A 23069-nucleotide genomic window follows, 5' to 3' on the forward strand; every position below is an offset into this window, starting at 1 on the left:
CATGACCGACAGCGAACAGCACAGCCCCGCGACCGACCCCGCGCTCCTCGACGCCCTGCGCGAACACGTGCAGGGGGCACTGCCCACGACGATCGCCGACCTGTCCGCGCTGGTGCGCCTGCCGTCGGTGTCCTGGTCGGCCTTCGACCCGGCTAACGTGCGCGCGAGTGCCGAGGCCGTCGCGGACCTCGCACGGTCCACCGGGGTGTTCGGCGAGGACGACGTCCGGATCGTGCGGTCGGCGGTGTCCGGCTCGACGGCCGACGTCGCCGAGGCCGACGCCGAGACCGAGCTCGGCCAGCCCGCGGTGCTCGCGGTGCGCCCGGCGCGGAACGGCAAGCCGACGGTGATGCTCTACGCCCACCACGACGTGCAGCCGCAGGGCGACGAGGCCCTGTGGGAGACGCCGCCGTTCGAGCCGACCCTGCGCGGTGACCGCCTGTACGGCCGCGGCGCCTCGGACGACAAGGCCGGTGTGATGACGCACATCGCGTCGCTCCGCGCGGTGCACGCCCAGTTCGGTGACGACCTCGACCTCGGGATCGTGCTGTTCGTCGAGGGCGAGGAGGAGTTCGGCTCCCGCTCGTTCCGCACGTTCCTGCGCGAGCAGAAGGAGCACCTCGCCGCCGACGTCATCGTCGTGGCGGACAGCGACAACTGGTCGACCGAGGTGCCGTCGATCACGGTCTCCCTGCGCGGCAACGTCACCTTCAAGCTCACGCTGACCACGCTCGAGCACGCCAGCCACAGCGGCATGTTCGGGGGAGCGGCCCCGGACGCGATGATCCCCATGGTGCGGCTGCTCGCCTCGCTGCACGACGCCGACGGCTCGGTCGCCGTCGACGGGCTGAGCTCGTACGAGGCCGACGTGCCGGAGCGCACCGAGGACGAACTCGCCGTCGACGCCGCGCTCGTCCCCGGTGTGCGCCCGATCGGCACCGGCGCCGTGCTGTCCCGCATGTGGTTCCAGCCGTCGATCACGGTGACCGGCATGGACGTGCCGAGCGTCGCGAACGCCTCGAACACCCTGCTGCCCACGGTCTCGGCACGGGTGTCGGTCCGCGTCGCCCCCGGCCAGGACGCCCGGCAGGCGTCCGCGGCCGTCGAGCGCCACCTGCGCGAGCACGTCCCGTTCGGTGCACGGATGGAGATCACCGAGCCGGACAGCGGCGACGGGTTCCTCGTCGACACCGCTGGCTGGGCCGTCCAGGAGGCCCGCACGGCGATGCGCGAGGGGTGGGGCGCCGAGGCGGTCGAGCAGGGGATCGGCGGGTCGATCCCGTTCGTGTCGGACCTGGCGGCGGAGTTCCCGGACGCGCAGATCCTGGTCACCGGCGTCGAGGACCCGGACACCCGCGCGCACAGCCCGAACGAGTCGCAGCACCTCGGTGTCCTGCACCGTGCCATCGCGTCGGAGACGATCCTGCTCGCCAGGCTCGCGACGCGCAGCTGAGGGTGCTTACAATCGACGCCAGGCGCGGTGACCAGCACCGCCCGGAGGGAGACGCGCGATGAGCGACACCATCACCGAAGCACCGGCGACCGAAACCCCGTCGCACGGCGTCCTCCTGAGCGACGCCGCTGCCGGCAAGGTGGCGAGCCTGCTCGAACAAGAGGGCCGCGACGACCTGCGCCTGCGCCTCGCCGTCCAGCCCGGTGGCTGCTCGGGCCTGATCTACCAGCTGTACTTCGACGAGCGCCTGCTCGACGGTGACGTCACCGCCGAGTTCGACGGGGTCGAGGTCGTCGTCGACAAGATGAGCGTCCCGTACCTCGACGGCGCGACGATCGACTTCGAGGACACGATCCAGAAGCAGGGCTTCACGATCGACAACCCGAACGCGCAGGGCAGCTGCGCCTGTGGTGACAGCTTCCACTGAGCACCAGCGATCCGACACGCGAGCGGGGAGCGACCGGAACGGTCGCTCCCCGCTCGCGTTCGTGTGGCCGGACGTGGCGCGCCGGGGCGCGGCGTGACCGGGCGAAATGATGCCCGTCGACGTGCGGATCGAGGCCAGAACCGTGTCGTGTGTGCGCGAGCGGTACCGAGCTGCGAGTAAGCTAGGAGTGTTCCAATCAAGCTGGGAGCCAGCCATGCGCCGCCTTCGTGCGGCTCGCCGTCGGACTCGACGGGCTGACCTCCTGAAGCTCACGTCTTTTGCGAGAGGTAACAGTGCGTTCGAATCGCCGTATACGTTGGGCGGCCGTCCCGGTGGCCGTCGGTCTGGTCATCGCACTGGCTGGCTGCACGCAGCAGCAGATGAACGGATGGCTCCCCGGCACGGAGGAGACGAAGAACGTCACCAACCACACGAGCCGCATCGTCGGCCTGTGGACCACCAGCTGGGTCGTTCTCCTCGCCGTCGGTCTCATCGTGTGGGGCCTGATCATCTGGGCAGCGATCGTCTACCGCCGCCGGAAGGGCCAGACCGGCCTGCCCGTGCAGATGCGGTACAACATGCCGCTCGAGATCTTCTACACGATCGTGCCGCTGATCCTGGTGCTGGGCTTCTTCGCCTTCACCGCGAAGGACCAGGCCGCGATCGAGAAGCCCTTCGCCGACCCCGACGCCACCGTGCACGTGTACGGCAAGCGCTGGGCGTGGGACTTCAACTACATCAACAAGGACAACCCCGAAGAGAGCGTCTACTACCAGGGCATCCAGGCCCAGGAAGAAGAGAACGCCAACGGGGCGATCGACGAGTCGCAGCTGCCGACCCTCTACCTGCCCAAGGGCAAGAAGGTCGCGATCGAGCTCTCCTCGCGCGACGTCGACCACTCCTTCTGGGTCATCGACTTCCTCTACAAGAAGGACATGCTCCCGGGCAAGACCAACTGGGAGTACTTCATCCCGGAGAAGCTCGGCACGTACCAGGGCAAGTGCGCGGAGCTCTGCGGTGAGTACCACTCGCTGATGCTCTTCCAGGTGAAGGTCGTCACGCCGGCGCAGTACCAGGACTACCTCGACACCCTGAAGGACCAGGGCAAGGTCGGTCTGCTCGGTGACGAGTACAACACCAACACCAACGAACCGAACAACAAGGCGCCGGTCGAGGCGTCCAGCGAGAACAAGTAGGGGCTCGTCAGATGACAACGTCACTCGTCGGCCAACCGACCCAGACCTCGTCGCCGGACTTCCAGGCGTCGAAGGTGGGTCGGAAGGGCAACATCGTCGTTCGGTGGATCACCTCCACCGACCACAAGACCATCGGGTACATGTACCTGATCGCGTCGTTCATCTTCTTCCTGCTCGCAGGTGTGATGGCCCTCGTGATCCGTGCCCAGCTCTTCGAACCCGGCCTGCACGTGGTCGCGACGAAGGAGCAGTACAACCAGCTGTTCACGATGCACGGCACGATCATGCTGCTGATGTTCGCGACGCCGCTGTTCTCGGGCTTCGCGAACGCGATCATGCCGCTCCAGATCGGCGCGCCGGACGTCGCCTTCCCGCGACTCAACGGCTTCGCCTTCTGGCTCTACCTGTTCGGCTCGCTCATCGCGGTCGGCGGCTTCCTCACCCCGCAGGGCGCTGCCTCGTTCGGGTGGTTCGCCTACGCGCCACTGAGTGACACGACGTTCACACCGGGGCTCGGCGGCACACTCTGGGTCTTCGGGCTCGGCATGACCGGCTTCTCGACGATCCTCGGCGCGGTGAACTTCATCACCACGATCATCACGATGCGTGCCCCGGGTCTGACCATGTTCCGCATGTCGATCTTCACGTGGAACACCCTCGTGACGGCGCTCCTCGTCCTGATGGCCTTCCCGGTCCTCGCGACGGCGCTCTTCGGCCTCGGGCTCGACCGCGTGTTCGACGCACAGATCTTCAACCCGGCCAACGGCGGGGCCCTGCTCTGGCAGCACCTGTTCTGGTTCTTCGGGCACCCCGAGGTCTACATCATCGCGCTGCCGTTCTTCGGCATCGTCTCCGAGGTCTTCCCGGTGTTCAGCCGCAAGCCGATCTTCGGGTACAAGACCCTGGTCTACGCGACGATCTCCATCGCGGCCCTCTCGGTCACGGTGTGGGCGCACCACATGTACGTCACCGGTGGCGTCCTGCTCCCGTGGTTCTCGCTCATGACGATGCTGATCGCGGTCCCGACCGGCGTGAAGATCTTCAACTGGGTCGGCACCATGTGGCGCGGTTCGGTCACGTTCGAGACCCCGCTCCTCTGGGCCCTCGGCTTCCTCATCACGTTCACCTTCGGTGGTCTCACCGGCGTGATCCTGGCGTCGCCGCCGCTCGACTTCCACGTGTCCGACTCGTACTTCGTCGTGGCGCACTTCCACTACGTGGTCTTCGGCACCGTCGTGTTCGCGATGTTCTCCGGCTTCTACTTCTGGTGGCCGAAGTGGACGGGCAAGATGCTCAACGAGCGTCTCGGCAAGATCCACTTCTGGCTCCTGTTCATCGGGTTCCACACGACGTTCCTCATCCAGCACTGGCTGGGCGTCATCGGCATGCCGCGTCGGTACGCGACCTACCTGCCGAACGACGGCTTCACCTGGATGAACCAGCTGTCGACGATCGGCTCGATGATCCTCGCGATCTCGTTCCTGCCGTTCATCTTCAACGTCTACGTGACCGCCCGGAACGCACCGAAGGTCGCCGTGAACGACCCGTGGGGCTACGGCCGCTCGCTCGAGTGGGCGACCTCCTGCCCGCCGCCGCGCCACAACTTCACGTCGATCCCGCGTATCCGTTCGGAGTCCCCGGCCTTCGACCTGAACCACCCCGAGGCCGGTGTGCCGATCGGTGTGGGTCCCGCGAAGGACGCCCCCGATGCCCCGACCTACGACGCCGCGAAGGGCGAGGTGAAGTAACGCCATGCGCGCGAACACCAACCTGTTCTGGATCCTCTTCGGGTTCTTCATCCTGGCGGACGCCGCCTACACGACGTGGGCGATGATCTACTACGGCGAGCCCGAGTGGGTGGGCACCGTGGCGATCGGCCTGACCGGCCTGATGTCGGCGTTCATCGCCTTCTACCTCGGCAAGGTCATGTCGTCGCAGGGCGGGGTCCTGCCCGAGGACCGTCCCGACGCCAACATCGAGGACGGCGACGCCGAGCTCGGGCACTTCAGCCCGTGGTCCTGGTGGCCCATCCTGCTGGCCGCCGCGGTCGCCGTGTGCTTCCTCGGCGTGGCCGCCGGCCTGTGGATCGTCCCGATCGGGCTCGTCCTCGTGGCGATCACCCTGGTCGGCTGGGTCTACGAGTACTACCGCGGCAACTTCGGGCACTGACCCGGCGCTGCAGCGCACCTGACACTTCGGGCGGCACCAGAACGGTGCCGCCCGAAGTGCGTCCAGGAGACGAACTCCGGTCCCGATCCGGAACAAACGGGCCCGCCCGCGACTTGACTGGAGCGGACCTCCCACCACAGCGAAAGGAGTCACCTCAGGTGACCGACAAGCGCACCCTCATCATCTTCGGCGCAACGGGCGACCTCGCCTCCCGCCTGCTCCTGCCGGGCCTCGGCACGTTCCTGCAGAGCGGCCGTGCCGTCCCCGTGCAGCTGATCGGCACGGGCCGCAGCGAGCGCAGCCCTGAGAAGTGGAAGGACATCGTCACGCAGTCCTTCGCGTCGCAGGACGTCAAGGGGCCGGAGGTCGACGCGACCATCGAGTCGACGCAGTTCATCCAGGGCGACCCCACCGACCCGAAGCACCTCGAGGCGCTCCTGGCCGCGGCCGACTCCGAGCCGATCCTGTACTTCGCCCTCCCGCCGCAGATCGCCTCCGACATCTGCGAGGCGCTCGAGCACGTCGAGCTCCCCGAGGGCACGACCCTTGCCTTCGAGAAGCCCTTCGGCACCGACGTCGCCAGCGCCCAGGCCCTCAACGAGACGGTGCTCAAGCTCGTCCCCGAGGACCGCGTGCACCGCACCGACCACTTCCTCGGCCGCACCACGGTGCTGAACATCATCGGTCTGCGCTTCGCGAACCGCCTGTTCGAGCCCATCTGGAACGCCGAGAACATCGAGAAGGTCGACATCTTCTACGACGAGACCCTCGGTCTCGAGAACCGCGCCCAGTACTACGACGAGGCCGGCGCGATGGTCGACATGATCCAGTCGCACCTGCTGCAGATCCTCGGCCTGGTCACGATGGACGCCCCGGCCGCGATCGACGCGGTCGAGTTCCGCTCGTCGCTCGCCCGGGTCCTGCGCTCCACCCGCCTCAAGGGCGACGACGCGAAGATCGCCTCGCGCCGCGCGGTCTACACCGCCGGCACCATCGACGGCAAGGAACTGCCGTCGTACCAGGAAGAGGACGGCGTCGACCCGTCGCGCCAGACGGAGACCCTCGCCGAGATCTCGGTCGAGGTCGACACCGCCCGCTGGGCCGGCGTCCCCTTCACGCTGCGCTCCGGCAAGGCCCTCGGCGCCAGCCGCAAGGAGGTGCTGATCACGTTCAAGCCGGTCACGCGCCTGCCGTCCGGTCTGAGCGGTCGCCCGAAGACCGACACGCTGCGCATCGTCCTGAACCCGGACGAGATCGAGCTGTCGGTGTCGGCCAACGGCGGTGGCAACCCGTTCGAGATGGGACAGGTCACCCTGTCGTCGTCGTTCAGCGACGGCGAGCTCACCCCGTACGGCGAAGTCCTGAACGGCATCTTCCACGACGACCCGCTGCTCTCCATCCGCGGTGACGTGGCCGAGCGCTGCTGGGAGATCGTGGAGCCGGTCGTCGCCGCCTGGAAGGCCGACGAGGTCCCGCTCGAGGAGTACCGCGCCGGTTCGCGCGGCCCGGCGGACTGGGAGTCGTCGTCCTGACGGATGCGCTGACGACGTCCTTAACGGACGCCCTGACGGACGGGAGGCCCGGTGCCAGCTGGCACCGGGCCTCCCGTCCGTCCTGGGGTCACCATCAGGGCGTCGGAAGATGCGTCAGGCGGGGGAGCCGGCGCGCTCACCCTCGCCGGTCCACGACCGCGTGCCGCCGTCGTGGACGGGCAACCGCGTGCGGTGCCCGACGGTCGCGCCACGTGCGCGCTCGATGGCGTCCGCTGCCGACACGAGCGTCAGGTGCGACAGCACCTGCGGGGTGTTGCCGATGTGGTGTCCGGTGGCGACGTCGATCTCCTCGGAGAGCATGCCGACGTCGTTGGCGTACCCGACGAGCACGTCCATCAGATGCTCGGCGTCCTCGACCCGTCCCGAAGCGGCGTACTGCTCCACCAGCCAGAACGAGCACGCCAGGAACGGGTGCTCGGCGCCGGACAGCCCGTCGAAGCCGGCCGTCGTGCGGTAGCGGAGCACGAGGCCCTCGTCCCCGACGCGTAGGTCCTCCTCGATGGCGCGGACGGTGCCCGTCATCCGGGGGTCGTCGGCGCGGCAGAACCCGACCTGCGGCAGGACGAGCAGGCTCGCGTCGACCTCGTCGGTGTCGTAGTGCTGGCGGAACGAACCTCGCTCGGCGTTCCAGCCGTGCTCCTCGATCTCGGCGCGGACGGTGTCGCGCAGGGTGCGCCAGCGGTCGACGGGGCCCTCGAGGCCGAACTCCTCGACCGCGGCGACCCCGCGGTCGAACGCGGCCCAGATCATCACCCGCGAGTGCGTGAAGCTGCGCCGCGGGCCGCGCATCTCCCAGATGCCGTTGTCCGGCTCCTGCCAGTGCTCCTCGACGTAGCCGAGCAGTGCCCGCTGCAGCGCCCAGGAGTCGGCGTTCTCCTCGACCCCGAGCTCGCGGGCGTCGTGCAGTGCCGCGAGCACCTCGCCGAAGACGTCGCCCTGGTACTGCGTCGAGGCGCCGTTGCCGACGCGCACGGGCGTCGACCCGAGGTACCCGGGCAGCTCGGGCAGCTCCCGTTCGGGCAGCTCGCGTTCGCCGGCGATGCCGTACATGATCTGCACGTCGGCGGGATCGCCCGCGATCGCGCGCAGCAGCCAGCCGCGCCAGTGCGTGGCCTCGTCGCGGTAACCGTGGGCGATGAGCGACGCGAGCGCGAGGGAGGCGTCGCGGAGCCACACGTAGCGGTAGTCCCAGTTGCGTTCGCCGCCGGGGTCCTCCGGCAGGCCCGTGGTCGCGGCGGCGACGACGCCACCGGTCTCGCCGTGGGTCATCGCGCGGAGGAACACCAGCGACCGACGTGCGGCGTCGGCGTACCGACCGGTGGTCTGCGCCGGGGCGGTCCACGCTGTCCACCACGAGACGGTGTGGGCGAGGGCCGCGTCGACGTCGAGCGGCTCCGGCGGCTCGCGGTGCGACGGGTACCAGGTGAGCACCGTGTCGAGCACGTCGCCGTCGTGGATCGTCGTGACGGCGGTGTGCCGGTGGTCGTCGGCGCGGAACCGCGGCCCCCGGACGATCACCGAGCCGGGGCCCGCCGTCGCGAGCAGCGCCGGTTCGTCGTCGTCCCCGATCTGCCGGATCCAGGGCAGGGCGCGCGAGTAGTCGAAGCGGATCCGGAGCGTCTGCCGGAGCTCGACGGTGCCGCGGAGCCCACGCACCCGGCGGACGATCGAGGGGCGGTGGGCCCCGACGGGCATGAACTCGGTGACCTCGACCACGCCGTCACGGGTGGTCCACACGGTCGAGAGCACCAGGGTGTCACCGTGGTACCGCCACTCGGCGGTGGCGTCGTCGTCGACGGGTCGCAGGGTCCAGTGCCCGTGGTCCTCGGTGCCGAGCAGCGAGGCGAAGGTGGACGAGCTGTCGAAGCGCGGCAGGCACGCCCAGTCGATGGTCCCGTCGCGGCCGACCAGGGCAGCGGTGCCGGTGTCGCCGATCAGGGCGTGGTCCTCGATGCGGTTCGGCGGTGTGTTCGGTGCGGCTGGGTGCGGCGCGGCTGGGTGTGGTGAGGCTGGGTGCGGTGCGGCCGGCTCGGTGCTCATGGACCGATCGAACACCCGATGCCCGAGCGCCGCGGTCGGCCACGGGGGCTCCGGGCCGAGATCGTGATGAAGGGTCGCTCAGGCCGGGTCGGAACCGTCGGACTCGATGATGCCGACCCGCGCGAGCTCGCTCCACAGGCCGGCGCCGTCCGGTGCGTACACCCAGGGCGCCGACGAGTCACGGGAGCGTTCCTGCGCCCGCGAGCGACCACCGGCCAGGACCGCTTCGCTCGTGGACAGCTGCCGGATGGCGACGCCCGCGACGTTGTCCGGGTGTTCCCGCGAGAAGTCCCCGTAGAGGCTCTCGTCGTGCTGTCCGTCGTCGCCGACCAGGAGCCAGCGGATGTCCGGGAAGTCCTCGGCGAGCCGCCGCAGGTTCTCCTGCTTGTGCAGCTGGCCGCTGCGGAAGAACCGGTCGTGGGTGGGACCCCAGTCGGTGAGCAGGAGTGTGCCGGACGGGTACATGTTGCGGGACAGGAAGCGCTGCAGCGTCGGGGCCACGTTCCATGCTCCGGTCGACAGGTAGACCGTCGGGGAGCCGGGGTGCTGCGCGAGGATCCGCTCGTACAGCACGGACATGCCCGGCACCGGGCGGCGGGCGTGCTCGGTCAGCACGAACGAGTTCCAGGCGGCGAGCATGGGGCGGGGGAGCGAGGTCACCATGACCGTGTCGTCGATGTCGGACAGCAGCCCGAAGCGGGTGTCCGGATGCACGACGAACACGTCGGCCTCGACGTCGCGCCCGCCGCCTGCCGACAGCCGCACCGTGCGCCAGCCGGGCTCGAGGTCGATCGGGACGATGGTGTCGACGACGCCGCCACGGTCGGTCTCCACCACGTGGGAGACACCGCCGGCGGTGACGGTGACCTCGGCGTGGTCGACGGCCACGCTCGTGAAGCTCTTCCAGCCGCGGACCCCCGCGTAGGAGACGTCGGAGGCGAGACCGCGGCGCGTCAGCAGCACACGGCACAGGATGCGCACCCAACCGGGCGCGCCGTAGCCGGTGTACGGGACCACCGTCGGCACCAGTCCGCGACGGCGTGCACGGTGCTCGCGGAACTCCTGGACGGCGTCCTCGATGCGGGCCGCGCGGTGCAGGAGCGGCTCGGCCAACGACGGCTCGTGGGACGTCGGGTCGGGCATGGCGCCATCATCCCATGTACGGCTGACGAAACCGCGCGCTGGGCGGAACTGGTGAGTCGCAGCCATGTTCCAGGCGCGTTCTGCGAAAGTTGTCCCCGTCACACCAACCAACCGCGCTGGAGCGCAAGAGGAGAACACGTGCTCGTCACCGAGGTAACGAACGCTCTGCCGGGGGGATCATCACTGCTCAGGAACGAGCCGGTCCAAGCCCGCAGTTCGGCGCGCCTCGCCGGCCTCCTCGACGCCGCAGCCGCGGTGATCGACGAGATCGGGTTCGAACGGCTCACGACCGCCATGGTCGCCGAGCGCGCGGGGGCGTCGATCGGCACCGTCTACCGGTACTTCCCGGACCGCATCGCCGTGGTCGAGGCACTCGCGATCCGCTGCACCCAGCGGCTCGCCTCCCGCTTCGTCGAGGCGCTCGACGCCAGCGGCGCCGAGACCTGGCAGGACGCGAACGACGCGCTCATCGACATGACCGCCGAGATGTACCGCACCGAGCCCGGCTTCCGGGCCATCCGCTTCGGTGACCCGGCGGACACCGGGACCGGTGACGCCGAGGACCGCATGGGCGCACTCGGAGCGACCGTGGGCCAGATCATGCGCGACCGCTTCGGCCTGCCGGACGACGAGCACATCACCCGCGCCTGGGTCGTCCTCGCCGAGTCCGGTCACGCGGTGCTGGCGCGGGCGCACCGCGACCGCGAGCACCCCGACACGGAGCTGATCGAGGAGTACCGCCGGATGAACCGCGCGCACCTGGAATCGGTGATCGCCGCGTCCTGACCACCCACTCAGTCGGCGCGACACGCCGGTGACCGATCCGATCCGCCCGCGCCTCCGAACACCGAGGCGCGGGCGTCGTCGTCCCCGCCGATCCCGTCGTGCCCGTCGGCGTCACCACCGCCCTGCGCACCGCCGCAGGACGGTCACGGAACGTCAGAGCGAACCGATGTCGGCACCTCCGGGTACTCTCATCCGGAGTCGGGCTACCTCCGAACAGAAGGGCACCCCATGATCGAGTTCCGCTCGGTGCGCAAGACCTACCCGGACGGCACGACTGCGGTCGAGCGCTTCGATCTGGTCATCCCGTCCCGGACCACCACCGTCTTCGTCGGATCCAGCGGCTGTGGCAAGACCACGCTGCTCCGCATGATCAACCGCATGGTCGACCCCACCTCCGGCACCGTCGAGATCGACGGCTCGGACGTCGCCGGGATCAACCCCGTCGAGCTCCGTCGCCACATCGGGTACGTCATGCAGAACTCCGGACTGCTGCCGCACCGCAAGGTCGTCGACAACATCGCGACCGTCCCGCTGCTGACCGGCGTCCCCAAGGCCGACGCACGCAAGCGCGCCCTCGAGCTCATGGACACCGTCGGACTCGACCGTGCCTTCGCCGACCGCTACCCGTCACAGCTGTCCGGCGGCCAGCAGCAGCGCGTCGGTGTGGCCCGCGGGCTGGCCGTCGACCCGAACATCCTGCTCATGGACGAGCCGTTCGGTGCGGTGGACCCCCTGGTGCGCAACGACCTGCAGGACGAGCTCATCCGCCTGCAGCGCGAACTCGGCAAGACCGTCGTGTTCGTGACGCACGACATCGACGAGGCGTTCAAGCTCGGCGACCAGGTCGTCATCCTCAAGAAGGGCGGCGAGATCGCCCAGCAGGGGACGCCGGCCGAGATCCTCGCCGCACCCGCCGACGACTTCGTCGCCACGTTCATCGGCGCCGGCCGCGGGCGCCGCGCGCTCCGCGTCGAGCAGACCCCGACCGGTCCGATCGTCGTCGACGGTGAAGGCCGCGCGGCCGGCGTGCTGACGGGCCCGGTCGGGGTCGTCGACGCCGCCGAGGCCGTGCCGCAGTCCGACTCCCGAGCAGCAGAGGCCGGAGCGTCGCACGACGCACCGGGTGCTCCGGCGCAGGGTGGGGGCACCCGGTGAAGTGGGTGCTGGCGAACCTCGACACGATCTGGGACAACACGCTCTCCCACCTCGCGATCGCGATCCCGCCGATCATCGTCGCGTTCCTGCTGTCGATCCCGATCGGGTGGCTGGTGGTCCGGCTGCAGCGCCCCGGTGGGTCGCGTTTCGCATCGGGTGTGGGCAGCAGCATCGTGACCCTCGCCGGTCTGCTCTACGCCATCCCGTCGCTCGCCCTGTTCGTCGCGCTGCCGAGCATCATCGGCACCGGCCTGCAGAGCCCGATCAACGTCGTCATCGGTCTGACGCTGTACGGCCTCGCACTGATGGTCCGGTCCACGGTCGACGGGCTGACCTCGGTCGACTCCGAGACCAAGTCCGCCTCGACCGCCATGGGCTACTCACCGGCGCAGCGGTTCTTCCGGGTGGAGCTCCCGCTCGCCGGTCCGGTCCTGCTGGCCGGCCTCCGGGTGGTCTCGGTCTCCACGATCTCGCTCACCACGGTCGGCGCGGTCCTCGGCATCCCGAGCCTCGGCCTGCTGTTCACCGACGGCCTGGGGCGCGGGATCTACGAGGAGATCCTCTCCGGCATCGTGATGGTGCTCGTGCTCGCCTTCGCCCTCGACGGCCTCCTCGTGCTGCTCGGGCGCCTGGTCATGCCGTGGACCCGGACGAACTCGGTGTCACGACGACAGGCCCGCCGGGTCCTGCAAGCAGCGGAGGTCTCCTCGTGATCATCGGACAGGCCTTCGCGTGGGTGTTCGACCCCACGAACTACGGCGGCTACAACGGCATCCCCCAGCGCCTCTGGGAACACGTCTGGATCACCCTGCTCGCGGTGCTCATCGCCGCCGTCATCGCCGTGCCGGTCGGGTACGCGATCGGCCACACGCGCCGTGCTCGTGGCTTCTCGATCGCCGTGTCCGGCGGAGTGCGGGCGCTCCCGACGCTCGGCGTGCTCTCGCTGTTCGGGCTGCTGCTCGGCATCGGGCTGCAGGCTCCCTTGCTCGCCCTCGTCATCCTGGCGATCCCGTCGGTGCTCGCCGGTGCGTACTCCGGCATCGAGTCCGTCGACCCGGGGGTCGTCGACGCCGCGAAGGCCCAGGGCATGACCGGTTGGCAGATCCTGTGGAAGGTGGAGATCCCGCTCGGACTCCCGCTCCTGATCGGTGGCATCCGTGCCGCGGTGCTGCAGGTCGTCGCGACGGCCACGCTCGCCGCGTACGTCGGGGCCGGTGGCCTCGGCGGGTACTTCTTCCTCGGCCTGAAGACCCAGGACTACGCCGAGATGCTCGGCGCCTCCATCCTCGTGATCGCCCTCGCGATCGCGTTCGAGATCGTGTTCGCCGTGCTGCAGCGGGCGGCGGTGCCGAAGGGCACCGCGGACCCGTCGGCCCGACAGCGTCAGGGGTCGCGTGAGCGAGCCCGCAATCCACTCCCGGAAGGAAATCCCTCGTGATCACAGCACCCAAGATCCGCGCCGGTGTCGCCGCCGCGATGGCGGTGGGCGTCGTCGCCGCCCTCGCCGGCTGCGCGTCGAGCGACCCGCTCGACAGCGGCTCCAGCGACTCGTCCGACTCGAAGACCATCGTCGTCGGCTCGCAGCAGTACTACTCGAACGAGATCATCGCCGAGCTCTACGCCCAGGTCCTCGAGAAGGACGGCTTCGACGTCAAGCGCAACTTCAACATCGGGCAGCGTGAGGTCTACATCCCGCAGCTCGAGAAGGGCGCCATCGACGTCATGCCCGAGTACAGCGGCAACCTGCTGCAGTACTTCGACAAGAACTCGGACGCGAAGACCGCCGACCAGATCGACGACGGGCTCGACAAGGCCCTGCCGAAGGGCCTCCGGGTCCTCGACGAGGCCGACGCGACCGACCAGGACAGCTACACCGTCACGAAGAAGTTCTCCGAGGACAACGACGTCACGAGCCTGGCCGACCTGAAGAACGTCGACGAGAAGCTCACCGTGGGCGCCAACTCCGAGAACCAGACGCGGCCGTACGGCCCGAAGGGGCTCAAGTCGGTCTACGGCGTCGACGTCGACTTCAAGGCGATCGAGGACGGCGGTGGCGCCCTGACGGTCAAGGCGCTCAAGGACGACACCGTCCAGCTGGCCGACATCTACACGGCCGACCCGAGCATCAAGGCGAACGGCTTCGTCACGCTGAAGGACCCGGAGAACCTGATCCTGCCGCAGAACGTCGTGCCGGTCGTCTCGAAGAAGGTCAACGAGAAGGCTGCGGACGCGATCGACTCGGTCAACGAGAAGCTCACGACCGAGGCCCTGATCGAGCTCAACACCAAGAGCACGGCCGACAAGGAGAAGGCGTCCACCATCGCCGAGGACTGGCTCAAGGCCGAGGGTCTGCTGTAGCCACAGCTCCACGAAAGAAAAGCGACAGGCGTCGGGTATCTACCCGGCGCCTGTCGTCGTTCGTGCACGGGGCAGCGCGAACATCGGTGCCGCACGGTTGTGCCGTGCAGAGGCTGTGCACGTTTGTGCAAGGGGAGGTTCTACAAGTTGTCGAACCAGGGTGCGTCGCGATAGCGTTGGGGTGTCCCAAGGGCTGTGACACCTGATGTATCCGTTCCACAGGAAGCAACTGACGTGCACGAACAGCGCGCGGCCACCCGTCTCGGAATCGCCGCATGAACGACCTCCTCGATCCGCTCCTCCTGTCGCGGTGGCAGTTCGGTCTGACGACCATCTACCACTTCCTCTTCGTCCCGCTGACGATCGGCATGGCAGCCGTGGTGGCCGTGTTCCAGACCGCCTGGTACCGGACCGGCCGCGCGCACTACCTGCAGCTGACGCGGTTCTTCGGGCGGATCTTCCTGATCAACTTCGCGATGGGTGTCGTGACGGGCATCGTGCAGGAGTTCCAGTTCGGCATGAACTGGTCGAACTACTCGCGCTTCGTCGGTGACGTCTTCGGCGCACCGCTCGCACTCGAGGGGATCCTGGCGTTCTTCTTCGAGGCGGCGTTCATCGGCATCTGGATCTTCGGCTGGGACCGCCTGCCCAAGGGGCTGCACCTGGCGAGCATCTGGTGCGTCAGCGCCGGCACGATCATGTCGGCGTACTTCATCATCGCCGCGAACGCGTTCATGCAGCACCCGGTCGGCTTCGCGATGAACGAGGCCAAGGGCCGTGCGGAACTCACCGACATCTGGGCGGTGCTCGGCAACAAGGTCGCCCTGGCCGCGTTCCCGCACACGCTCTTCGCCTGCTTCATGGTCGCCGCGGCGGTCATCATCTCGGTCGCGGCCTACCACCTGGCGCGCAACCAGAACCTCGAGACGATGATGCCGGCGCTCAAGTTCGGCATGTGGACCATGCTCGCGGCCGGCGCGCTGACCGTCCTGACCGGCGACCAGCTCGGACTGACGATGGTCGACACGCAGCCGATGAAGATGGCGGCGGCCGAGGCGCTGTACAACACCGCGACCGGCAAGGACGCCTCGTTCTCGATCTTCACGCTCGGCACCCCCGACGGCGTGCACGAGCTGTTCTCGATCCGGGTGCCGTACCTGCTGTCGTTCCTGTCGACGCACACGTTCAACGGCACGGTCGAGGGCATCAACGACCTGCAGGCGCAGTACACGCAGGTGTACGGCCCCGGCGACTACAAGCCGATCATCTGGGTCACCTACTGGTCGTTCCGCTGGATGATCGCCCTCGGCGTCGGCGCGGTCATGGTCTCGCTGGTCGGCCTGTGGCTGACCCGCAAGGGCCGGTTCCCGACGCAGCGCTGGGTGTGGCGCATCGCCACCTGGACGGTGCCGCTGCCGATGGCCGCGATGATCGTCGGCTGGGTCTTCACCGAGATGGGCCGCCAGCCGTGGCTCGTGTTCGGGCTGCTCCAGACGAAGGACGGTGTGTCGCCGAACGTGACCGGGCTCGAGGTCCTCATCTCGCTGCTGGTCTTCACCCTGATCTACGGCTCGCTGGCCGTCGTCGAGTTCAAGCTCATCAAGAAGGTCGCGCAAGAGGGGCCCGCCGACCCGGCCGAGGTCGACGAGGAGACCGGCGAGGTCAAGCACGAAGTGACGGTCTACTAGAAATGGACGCTGCCTGATGGATCTCCCCGTTCTCTGGTTCGCGATCGTCGGCGTCTTCTTCGTCGGCTACTTCGTCCTCGACGGATTCGACTTCGGTGTCGGCATGTCCCTGCCGTTCCTCGGCAAGGACGACACCGACCGTCGGGTCCTGATCAACACCATCGGCCCGGTCTGGGACCTCAACGAGACCTGGGTCATCGTCGCCGGGGCCTGCCTGTTCGCGGCGTTCCCGGAGTGGTACGCCACGATGTTCTCCGGGTTCTACCTGGCGCTGCTGCTCATCCTCGCTGCACTCATCGTCCGGGGGGTGTCGTTCGAGTACCGGCACCAGAACAAGCACCTCGAGTGGAAGCGCCGCTTCGACCTGATGATCATCGTCGGCAGCGCCGTGCCGTCGTTCCTGTGGGGCGTCGCGTTCGGCAACGTCGTCCGTGGCATCCCGATGGACGCCGGGCACAACTACACCGGCACGATCTTCGACCTGCTCAACCCGTTCGCGCTGCTGACCGGTGCCGCGACGCTGCTGGTGTTCTTCACCCACGGGGTCGTCTTCGTGGCGCTGAAGACCGAGGGCGACATCCGCGTCCGCGCCAAGCGCCTGGCGACCCGGGCCGGCATCGTCACGATCGTCGTCGGTGCCGCGTTCCTGGTGTCGATGGCCTTCGTCCGGGCCACCCCGGCCTCGCTGGTGCTCTCCGTGGTCGCCGCCCTGGCCCTGGTGCTCGCCGTGCTCTGCAACGCCTGGGGCAAGGAAGGCCGCGCCTTCACGCTGATGGCGGTCACCATCGCCGCGATCGTGCTCGCGATGTTCACGGCGATCTTCCCCGACGTCATGCCGGCCTCGAACGACGCCGCGAACAGCCTGAACGTGTACAACGCCTCGTCCGGGTCGTACACGCTGACCGTGATGAGCTGGGTCGCGCTGATCTTCGTGCCCCTGGTCTTCGCGTACCAGGCCTGGACCTACTGGGTGTTCCGCAAGCGCGTCTCCCGCGCCCACGTCACCGCGGCCGCGCACTAGGCGGACGACGATGAAGCCCCTCGACCCCCGACTCCTGCGGTTGTCCCGGACGGCGCGCGGCTTCATCGTCGCCGCCGCCGGCACCGGTGTCCTCCGCACGCTCGCGACCATCGCGATCGCGTGGGGGATCGCGGCGGCCGTCACCCTCGGGGTCGACGCCGTCGGCGACGGCACGGTCCCGGCGGCGTTCGGGCAGGCGCTCGCGCTGCTCGGCGGGGCGTTCGTCCTGCGTGCGGTGGCCGCGTGGGCGACCGACGACCTGGCGGCACGCGCGGCGGCGAAGGTGAAGAGCGAGATGCGCACGACGGTGCTCGCCCGCGCCGCCGAGCGCGGCCCGTCGTGGCTCGCCGGCCGGTCGAGCGCCGGCTTCGCCACCACGCTCGGCCCCGGGCTCGACGCACTCGATGCCTACTTCGGCCGGTACCTGCCGCAGCTCGCGCTCACCGCGATCGCGACGCCGATGCTCCTGGTCGCGATCGGCCTGGGCGACCTGACGAGCGGGCTGATCATCCTCCTCGCCCTGCCGGTGATCCCGGTCTTCATGATCCTGATCGGCCTGGCGACGCAGTCGCTGCAGCGGAAACAGTCGGACGCCCTCGCGAAGCTCGGTGGGGCCTTCACCGAAGCCGTCGAGGGGCTCGCCACGCTCAAGGTCTTCGGCCGTGCGCGCCGCCAGGTCGGTCGCATCGGGGCGGTCACCGACGAGTACCGCCGCGGCACGATCGGCGTGCTCCGGCTGTCGTTCGTGAGCGGCTTCGCGCTCGAGCTCGCCGCGAGCCTGTCCGTCGCACTGGTCGCCGTCTCGATCGGCATCCGCCTGGTCGACGGCTCGCTCGGCCTCGGCGCCGCGATGTTCGTGCTCGTCCTGGCGCCGGAGGCCTTCGCACCCATCCGCCAGGTCGGCGCCGACTTCCACGCCGCCCAGGACGGCGTCGAGGCCTCGGCCGCGGTGCTCGACGTGCTGGCCGACGACGAGACCGCATCGTCGTCCGCGACCGCCAGCAGCGGAACCGACACGGACACCGCAGCACCCGCCAGTGCCCTGGACGTCCGCGGGCTCACCGTCCGCCGATCCGACGTCGTGATCGGACCGTTCGACCTGCACGCCGAGCCCGGCACCCTCGTCGTGCTCGCCGGCCCGAGCGGTTCCGGCAAGTCGAGCATCATCGCCGCACTCCGCGGTGTCCTGCCGCACGACGGTGCCGTCACCGTGCCCGGCCCGGCCGGCGTGTCCGTCGCCGAGCGCACCACCTGGGCCGACCAGCGCCCGCGTCTCGTCCGCGGGACGATCGCCGAGAACGTCGCGCTCAGCGCGGCCCCCGCTGACGCCGACGTGCGCACCGCCCTGGGCGACGCGGGGCTGGGACTCGACCCGGGCCTCCCGGTCGGCGCCGGTGGCAGCGGACTGTCCGGCGGCCAGGCACAGCGTGTCGCCGTCGCCCGTGCGCTCTACCGCGCACGCCGCGCCGCCACGCCCCTCGTGCTGCTCGACGAGCCGACGTCCGCGCTGGACGCCGAGGCCGAGGAACGCGTCATCGCGGCAGCCCGTGGCCTGGCGGCCGACGGCGCCGTCGTCGTGGTCGCCAGCCACCGACCCGCGGTCGTCGCCGCGGCGGACGTCCGCGTGGACGTCCGCGCCGGCGGGTCCGTGACGGTCCGCAGGGGGGTGCGCGCATGAGCCGGGAGGCCCGTGGCGGCTCCGTCCTGCGGCTCGCGATGCCGCACGGGTCGGGTTGGGCGAAGGCGGTCGCCGCCGGGTCGCTCAGTGCGGTCTGCGCGGTCGCGCTCCTCGCCGCGAGCGGCTACCTGATCACCCGTGCCGCCGAGCACCCGCCGATCCTGTACCTGACGCTCGTGATGGTCGGCGTGCGCGCCTTCGCACTCGGACGGGCGGTGCTGCGCTACGTCGACCGGCTCGCCGGGCACGACGCGTCCTTCCGGCAACTGGCCGTGGTGCGGACGGAGATGTACCGGCGGCTGGCGTCGATCGCGCCCGCCGGACTCGGGCGGACCGGACGCGGCGACCTCATGACGCGCCTGGTGACCGACACCGACCGGCTGCAGGACCTGCCGATCCGCGTCGTCGGCCCGCTCGTCTCCGCCGGGGTCGTCGCGGTGCTGTCCGTCGTCGCGGTGGCGCTCGTGTCGGTGCCGGCGGCGCTCGTGCTCGTCCTCGCGCTGGCGGTCGCGGCCCTGGTCGGCACGATCGTCACCCGGTCGATCGCCGAGCGCTCGGACCGCGAGACCGCCGCCGACCGGGGTCGCGTGGCGGACCTGGTGCTCGACACCGTCCGGACGCTCGACGTCTTCGCCGCATACGGCACCCTCGACGAACGGCTCGCGCACATCGCCCGGCTCGACGCCGGCGTCACCCGGGCCGTCCGGCGCCGTGGCACGGTCGAGTCGCTCGTCGGTGCACTCGTCGGCCTGGTCGGTGGCGCTGCGGTGATCGGGATCCTCGCCGTCGGTGCCCCCGCCGTGGTGTCCGGTGCGCTCGACGGTCCGCTCTGGGCGCTGGCGGTCTTCGTGCCGCTGGCGCTCTTCGAGGTCGTCGGGACCGTCCCGCTCGCCGTCCTGACGCTCCGCCGGGTGCGTGCTGCGGCCGAACGGGTCGAGCAGGTCGTGCCCGCCGAGGTGCCCGTCGGCATCGTCCCCGAGCCCGACGAGGACGCCGATCCGGCGTCGCTCGTGGTCGAGGGTGCTGTCACCGTCGCCGTCCACGACCTCACGGTCCGCTGGCCCGGGGCTGCCGAGCCCGCGGTCGACCGGGTCTCGTTCACGCTCGCCCCCGGCGAGGTCGTCGTGCTCCAGGGGCCGAGCGGTGCCGGCAAGTCGACCCTGGTCGACGCGCTCGTCCGGTTCGTGGAGCACGAGGGCTCCTACACGCTCGACGGCGTCGAGACGAAGGCGATGCACCCCGACGCGGTGCGGGCCCGGGTCGGCCTGATCGAACAGGACCCGTTCGTGTTCGACCAGTCCGTGCGGCAGAACCTGCTCTTCGCCCGCGAGACCGCGACCGACGACGAACTGCTCGCCGTGCTCGACCGGGTCGGCCTGGGGGACTGGGTCGTCCGGCGGGGCGGGCTGGACGCCTCGGTCGGCGAACGCGGCGTGCTCGTGTCCGGCGGCCAGGCGCACCGGCTCGCGCTCGCCCGCGCACTGCTGCACGCGTTCCCGGTGCTGGTGCTCGACGAACCGACCGCCGACGTCGACCCGGACCTCGGCGACGCCGTGCTGCGTGACCTCGTCACCACGGCCCGCGCAGCGGGCCGGACGGTCGTCATCGTCTCGCACGTCCCGGTGGCGCCGGACCTGGTCTCCCGCACCCTGCGGATGCGGGACGGACGCCTGCTCGCCGGGTGAGCCGACAGGCGGACGCGGGACGGGCCTCCCGGCTTGTATCGTTGACGACCGTGACCACCGAGCAGCACGCCGAGGACCCGAACGCCTACGACTTCCGTCGTATCCAGGAGAAGTGGCAGCCCCGCTGGGAAGCGCTCGGGCTCTTCACCACCGACCTCGACGACACCCGTCCGCGCAAGTACATCCTCGAGATGTTCCCGTACCCGTCCGGCGACCTGCACATGGGGCACGCCGAGAACTGGGCCCTCGGGGACTTCGTCGCGCGCTACTGGCGACAGCAGGGCTTCAACGTGCTGCACCCGATCGGCTGGGACTCGTTCGGGCTGCCCGCCGAGAACGCTGCGATCAAGCGCGGGGTGGACCCGAAGGACTGGACCTACGCGAACATCGAGCAGCAGAAGGCGTCCTTCAAGCGCTACGCGCCGTCGTTCGACTGGACCACCGAGATCCACACCTCGGACCCCGAGTACTACAAGTGGAACCAGTGGCTGTTCCTGAAGATGTACGAGAAGGGCCTGGCGTACCGCAAGGACAGCTGGGTCAACTGGGACCCGGTGGACCAGACCGTGCTCGCGAACGAGCAGGTCCTGCCCGACGGCACCTCGGACCGCTCCGGCGCCGTCGTCGTGAAGAAGAAGCTCACGCAGTGGTACTTCAAGATCACCGAGTACGCCGACCGGCTGCTCGACGACCTGAACCAGCTCGAGGGGCGGTGGCCGGCGAAGGTCATCGCGCAGCAGCGGAACTGGATCGGCCGCTCGGTCGGTGCCGACGTCGACTTCGTGATCGAGGGCCGCGACGAGCCCGTCACGGTCTTCACCACCCGTCCGGACACGATCCACGGGGCGACGTTCCTGGTCGTCGCGCCGGACTCCGACCTGGCTGCCTCGCTGGTCGCCGACCCGTCGGTGCCGTCCTCCGTCCGTGACGACTTCGACGCCTACCTGACGGCAACGCAGAAGACGTCCGAGATCGACCGGCAGAACGCCGACCGCCCGAAGACCGGCGTGCCGCTCGGCCGGTCCGCGATCCACCCGCTCACGGGGGAACGCCTGCCGATCTGGGCCGCCGACTACGTGCTCGCCGACTACGGCCACGGCGCCGTGATGGCCGTGCCCGCACACGACCAGCGCGACCTCGACTTCGCGCGGGCGTTCGACCTGCCCGTCAAGGTGGTCGTCGACACGAACGCCGCCGTCACCGGGGCGATCCCGGTCATCCCCGAGGGCGCGACGCTCGACGACTTCGACGTGCCGACCCTCGACCCCGTCGCCACCGGCGAAGCGCTGACCGGCCAGGGCCGGATGATCAACTCCGGGCCGCTCGACGGCATGTCGAAGCAGCACGCCATCACCGCCGCGATCGCGCTGCTCGAGGAACGCGGGACCGGCCGCGCCGCCAAGACCTACCGCCTCCGCGACTGGCTCATCTCGCGCCAGCGCTTCTGGGGCACCCCGATCCCGATCATCCACGGTGCCGACGGCACCGAGCACCCGGTGCCCGAGGACCAGCTGCCGATCGTGCTGCCGGACACCGAGGGCCTCGACCTCAAGCCGAAGGGCACGTCCCCGCTCGGTGGCGCGACCGACTGGGTGAACGTCCCGAACCCCGTCGACGGCACCCCGGCGCTCCGCGACACCGACACGATGGACACCTTCGTCGACTCGTCGTGGTACTTCCTGCGGTTCCTGTCGGCGAACGACGACACCCAGGCGTTCGACCCGGCGGCCGCGCGCCGCTGGGCTCCCGTCGACCAGTACATCGGCGGCATCGAGCACGCGATCCTGCACCTGCTCTACGCCCGCTTCGTCACGAAGGTGCTGTTCGACCTCGGGTACCTCGACTTCACCGAGCCGTTCTCGGCGCTGCTCAACCAGGGCATGGTGCTGTCCGGTGGCTCCAAGATGTCGAAGTCGAAGGGCGGCGTCTCGCTCGGTGACGAGCTCGACGCGAACGGCGTCGACGCCATCCGCCTGGTCATGGGCTTCGCCGGCCCTCCCGAGGACGACATCAACTGGGAGGACGTCTCGCCGTCCGCCTCGGCTCGGTTCCTGGCGCGGGCGTACCGCCTGGCGCTCGACGTCACGTCCGCACGCGACGTCGTCTGGGCCGACGGCGACCGGGCACTCCGCCAGGTCACGCACCGGTTCCTCGCCGACGCCCCCGGGATGATGGAGTCGTTCAAGTTCAACGTCGTGATCGCGCGACTGATGGACCTGGTCAACGTCACCCGCAAGGCGATCGACAGCGGCCCCGGCGCCGGTGACCCCGCCGTGCGCGAAGCCGTCGAGACCATCGCGCTCGGGCTGAGCGTCTTCGCGCCGTACACCGGCGAGGAGATGTGGGAGAAGCTGGGCTACGAGGCCACCGTCGCCACGTACGGCTGGCGGAAGGCCGACCCGACGCTGCTCGTGCAGGAGACCCTGACGGCCGTCGTGCAGGTCAACGGCAAGGTGCGTGACTCGTTCGAGGTGTCGAAGTCGATCGAGGCGGACGAGCTCGAACAGCTCGCACGGTCCTCGGCGAACGTGCAGCGGTACATCGGTGACCGCGAGATCGTGAAGGTGATCGTCCGGGCGCCGAAGCTCGTGAACATCGCCATCAAGGGGTAGCGACCCTCGCTGGCATCGTCCCTCACAGCAGGGGCGTTCGCGGTACCCGTCCACGGGTGTGACCTCCGGAGCCCGGCCGATCGGCCGGGCTCCGTAGCGTTCGGG

Annotated in this window: 18 protein-coding genes; 16 read left to right on the forward strand and 2 right to left on the reverse strand. The window is 69.7% G+C overall.

The window, feature by feature from the left end; translation table 11 throughout:
* The first annotated feature begins 1 nt into the window (after window position 1).
* The 6 genes from ACZZ9K_RS00475 to ACZZ9K_RS00500 all read left to right on the forward strand — a co-directional run bounded on the left by ACZZ9K_RS00475 (window position 2) and on the right by ACZZ9K_RS00500 (window position 6777).
* Complete coding sequence (locus tag ACZZ9K_RS00475; RefSeq protein WP_463443062.1) at window positions 2-1453, forward strand: M20/M25/M40 family metallo-hydrolase; 1452 nt, start codon at window positions 2-4, stop codon at window positions 1451-1453.
* Between the two features lie 58 nt (window positions 1454-1511).
* A complete protein-coding gene (locus ACZZ9K_RS00480; protein WP_209130802.1) occupies window positions 1512-1880 on the forward strand; it encodes a HesB/IscA family protein in 369 nt (122 codons plus the stop codon).
* A 293-nt stretch (window positions 1881-2173) separates the two neighbouring features.
* Window positions 2174-3076, forward strand: coding sequence for an aa3-type cytochrome oxidase subunit II (gene ctaC, locus ACZZ9K_RS00485; protein ID WP_027465265.1), 903 nt, complete (start codon window positions 2174-2176; stop codon window positions 3074-3076).
* Window positions 3077-3087: 11 nt separating this feature from the next.
* On the forward strand, window positions 3088-4824 hold the full coding sequence (ctaD, locus tag ACZZ9K_RS00490) for an aa3-type cytochrome oxidase subunit I (protein ID WP_027465266.1): 1737 nt from the start codon (window positions 3088-3090) through the stop codon (window positions 4822-4824).
* Window positions 4825-4828: 4 nt separating this feature from the next.
* Complete coding sequence (locus ACZZ9K_RS00495) at window positions 4829-5245, forward strand: cytochrome c oxidase subunit 4 (protein WP_027465267.1); 417 nt, start codon at window positions 4829-4831, stop codon at window positions 5243-5245.
* Window positions 5246-5403: 158 nt separating this feature from the next.
* Window positions 5404-6777, forward strand: coding sequence for a glucose-6-phosphate dehydrogenase (locus ACZZ9K_RS00500; protein WP_071245742.1), 1374 nt, complete (start codon window positions 5404-5406; stop codon window positions 6775-6777).
* Between the two features lie 114 nt (window positions 6778-6891).
* On the opposite strand, the gene ACZZ9K_RS00505 is transcribed toward ACZZ9K_RS00500, so the two are convergent.
* Window positions 6892-8838, reverse strand: a complete 1947-nt coding sequence (locus tag ACZZ9K_RS00505; RefSeq protein WP_463443063.1) for a glycoside hydrolase family 15 protein — start codon at window positions 8836-8838, stop codon at window positions 6892-6894.
* A gap of 78 nt (window positions 8839-8916) precedes the next feature.
* On the reverse strand, window positions 8917-9981 hold the full coding sequence (locus ACZZ9K_RS00510; protein WP_463443064.1) for an App1 family protein: 1065 nt from the start codon (window positions 9979-9981) through the stop codon (window positions 8917-8919).
* Window positions 9982-10119: 138 nt separating this feature from the next.
* On the opposite strand from ACZZ9K_RS00510, the gene ACZZ9K_RS00515 reads away from it, so the two are divergent.
* The 10 genes from ACZZ9K_RS00515 (at window position 10120) to leuS (ending at window position 22964) form a co-directional block, all read left to right on the forward strand.
* A complete protein-coding gene (locus ACZZ9K_RS00515) occupies window positions 10120-10767 on the forward strand; it encodes a TetR/AcrR family transcriptional regulator (protein WP_071248156.1) in 648 nt (215 codons plus the stop codon).
* Window positions 10768-10995: 228 nt separating this feature from the next.
* Window positions 10996-11922, forward strand: coding sequence for an ABC transporter ATP-binding protein (locus ACZZ9K_RS00520; protein WP_463443065.1), 927 nt, complete (start codon window positions 10996-10998; stop codon window positions 11920-11922).
* On the forward strand, window positions 11919-12635 hold the full coding sequence (locus ACZZ9K_RS00525) for an ABC transporter permease (RefSeq protein ID WP_027465272.1): 717 nt from the start codon (window positions 11919-11921) through the stop codon (window positions 12633-12635). Before ACZZ9K_RS00520 ends, ACZZ9K_RS00525 begins: the two co-directional genes overlap by 4 nt.
* Window positions 12632-13360, forward strand: a complete 729-nt coding sequence (locus tag ACZZ9K_RS00530; protein ID WP_138803099.1) for an ABC transporter permease — start codon at window positions 12632-12634, stop codon at window positions 13358-13360. The genes ACZZ9K_RS00525 and ACZZ9K_RS00530 overlap by 4 nt, the downstream gene beginning before the upstream one ends.
* The gene (locus tag ACZZ9K_RS00535; protein ID WP_138803100.1) at window positions 13357-14280 is read left to right on the forward strand and encodes an ABC transporter substrate-binding protein; all 924 of its coding nucleotides are present in this window, start codon (window positions 13357-13359) and stop codon (window positions 14278-14280) included. The genes ACZZ9K_RS00530 and ACZZ9K_RS00535 overlap by 4 nt, the downstream gene beginning before the upstream one ends.
* A gap of 275 nt (window positions 14281-14555) precedes the next feature.
* Window positions 14556-15968: a cytochrome ubiquinol oxidase subunit I gene (locus ACZZ9K_RS00540; RefSeq protein WP_138803101.1), complete on the forward strand. Its 1413-nt coding sequence runs from the start codon at window positions 14556-14558 to the stop codon at window positions 15966-15968.
* Window positions 15969-15984: 16 nt separating this feature from the next.
* Window positions 15985-16989, forward strand: coding sequence for a cytochrome d ubiquinol oxidase subunit II (cydB, locus tag ACZZ9K_RS00545; RefSeq protein ID WP_463443066.1), 1005 nt, complete (start codon window positions 15985-15987; stop codon window positions 16987-16989).
* A gap of 10 nt (window positions 16990-16999) precedes the next feature.
* Window positions 17000-18667, forward strand: a complete 1668-nt coding sequence (gene cydD, locus ACZZ9K_RS00550; RefSeq protein WP_463443067.1) for a thiol reductant ABC exporter subunit CydD — start codon at window positions 17000-17002, stop codon at window positions 18665-18667.
* Window positions 18664-20352, forward strand: a complete 1689-nt coding sequence (gene cydC, locus ACZZ9K_RS00555) for a thiol reductant ABC exporter subunit CydC (protein WP_463443068.1) — start codon at window positions 18664-18666, stop codon at window positions 20350-20352. The genes cydD and cydC overlap by 4 nt, the downstream gene beginning before the upstream one ends.
* A 50-nt stretch (window positions 20353-20402) precedes the next feature.
* A complete protein-coding gene (leuS, locus tag ACZZ9K_RS00560) occupies window positions 20403-22964 on the forward strand; it encodes a leucine--tRNA ligase (RefSeq protein WP_463443069.1) in 2562 nt (853 codons plus the stop codon).
* Window positions 22965-23069 lie beyond the last annotated feature (105 nt).

The sequence above is a fragment of the Curtobacterium sp. AC268 genome (assembly GCF_979258745.1).

Excerpts from the sequence above, each read along its gene's own strand:
- ACZZ9K_RS00475 (WP_463443062.1), top strand. The coding sequence starts at position 2 with ATGACCGACAGCGAACAGCACAGCCCCGCGACCGACCCCGCGCTCCTC.
- ACZZ9K_RS00480 (WP_209130802.1), top strand. The coding sequence starts at position 1,512 with ATGAGCGACACCATCACCGAAGCACCGGCGACCGAAACCCCGTCGCAC.
- ctaD (WP_027465266.1), top strand. The coding sequence starts at position 3,088 with ATGACAACGTCACTCGTCGGCCAACCGACCCAGACCTCGTCGCCGGAC.
- ACZZ9K_RS00495 (WP_027465267.1), top strand. The coding sequence starts at position 4,829 with ATGCGCGCGAACACCAACCTGTTCTGGATCCTCTTCGGGTTCTTCATC.
- ACZZ9K_RS00505 (WP_463443063.1), bottom strand. The coding sequence starts at position 8,838 with ATGAGCACCGAGCCGGCCGCACCGCACCCAGCCTCACCACACCCAGCC.
- ACZZ9K_RS00510 (WP_463443064.1), bottom strand. The coding sequence starts at position 9,981 with ATGCCCGACCCGACGTCCCACGAGCCGTCGTTGGCCGAGCCGCTCCTG.
- ACZZ9K_RS00520 (WP_463443065.1), top strand. The coding sequence starts at position 10,996 with ATGATCGAGTTCCGCTCGGTGCGCAAGACCTACCCGGACGGCACGACT.
- ACZZ9K_RS00540 (WP_138803101.1), top strand. The coding sequence starts at position 14,556 with ATGAACGACCTCCTCGATCCGCTCCTCCTGTCGCGGTGGCAGTTCGGT.
- cydB (WP_463443066.1), top strand. The coding sequence starts at position 15,985 with ATGGATCTCCCCGTTCTCTGGTTCGCGATCGTCGGCGTCTTCTTCGTC.
- cydD (WP_463443067.1), top strand. The coding sequence starts at position 17,000 with ATGAAGCCCCTCGACCCCCGACTCCTGCGGTTGTCCCGGACGGCGCGC.
- cydC (WP_463443068.1), top strand. The coding sequence starts at position 18,664 with ATGAGCCGGGAGGCCCGTGGCGGCTCCGTCCTGCGGCTCGCGATGCCG.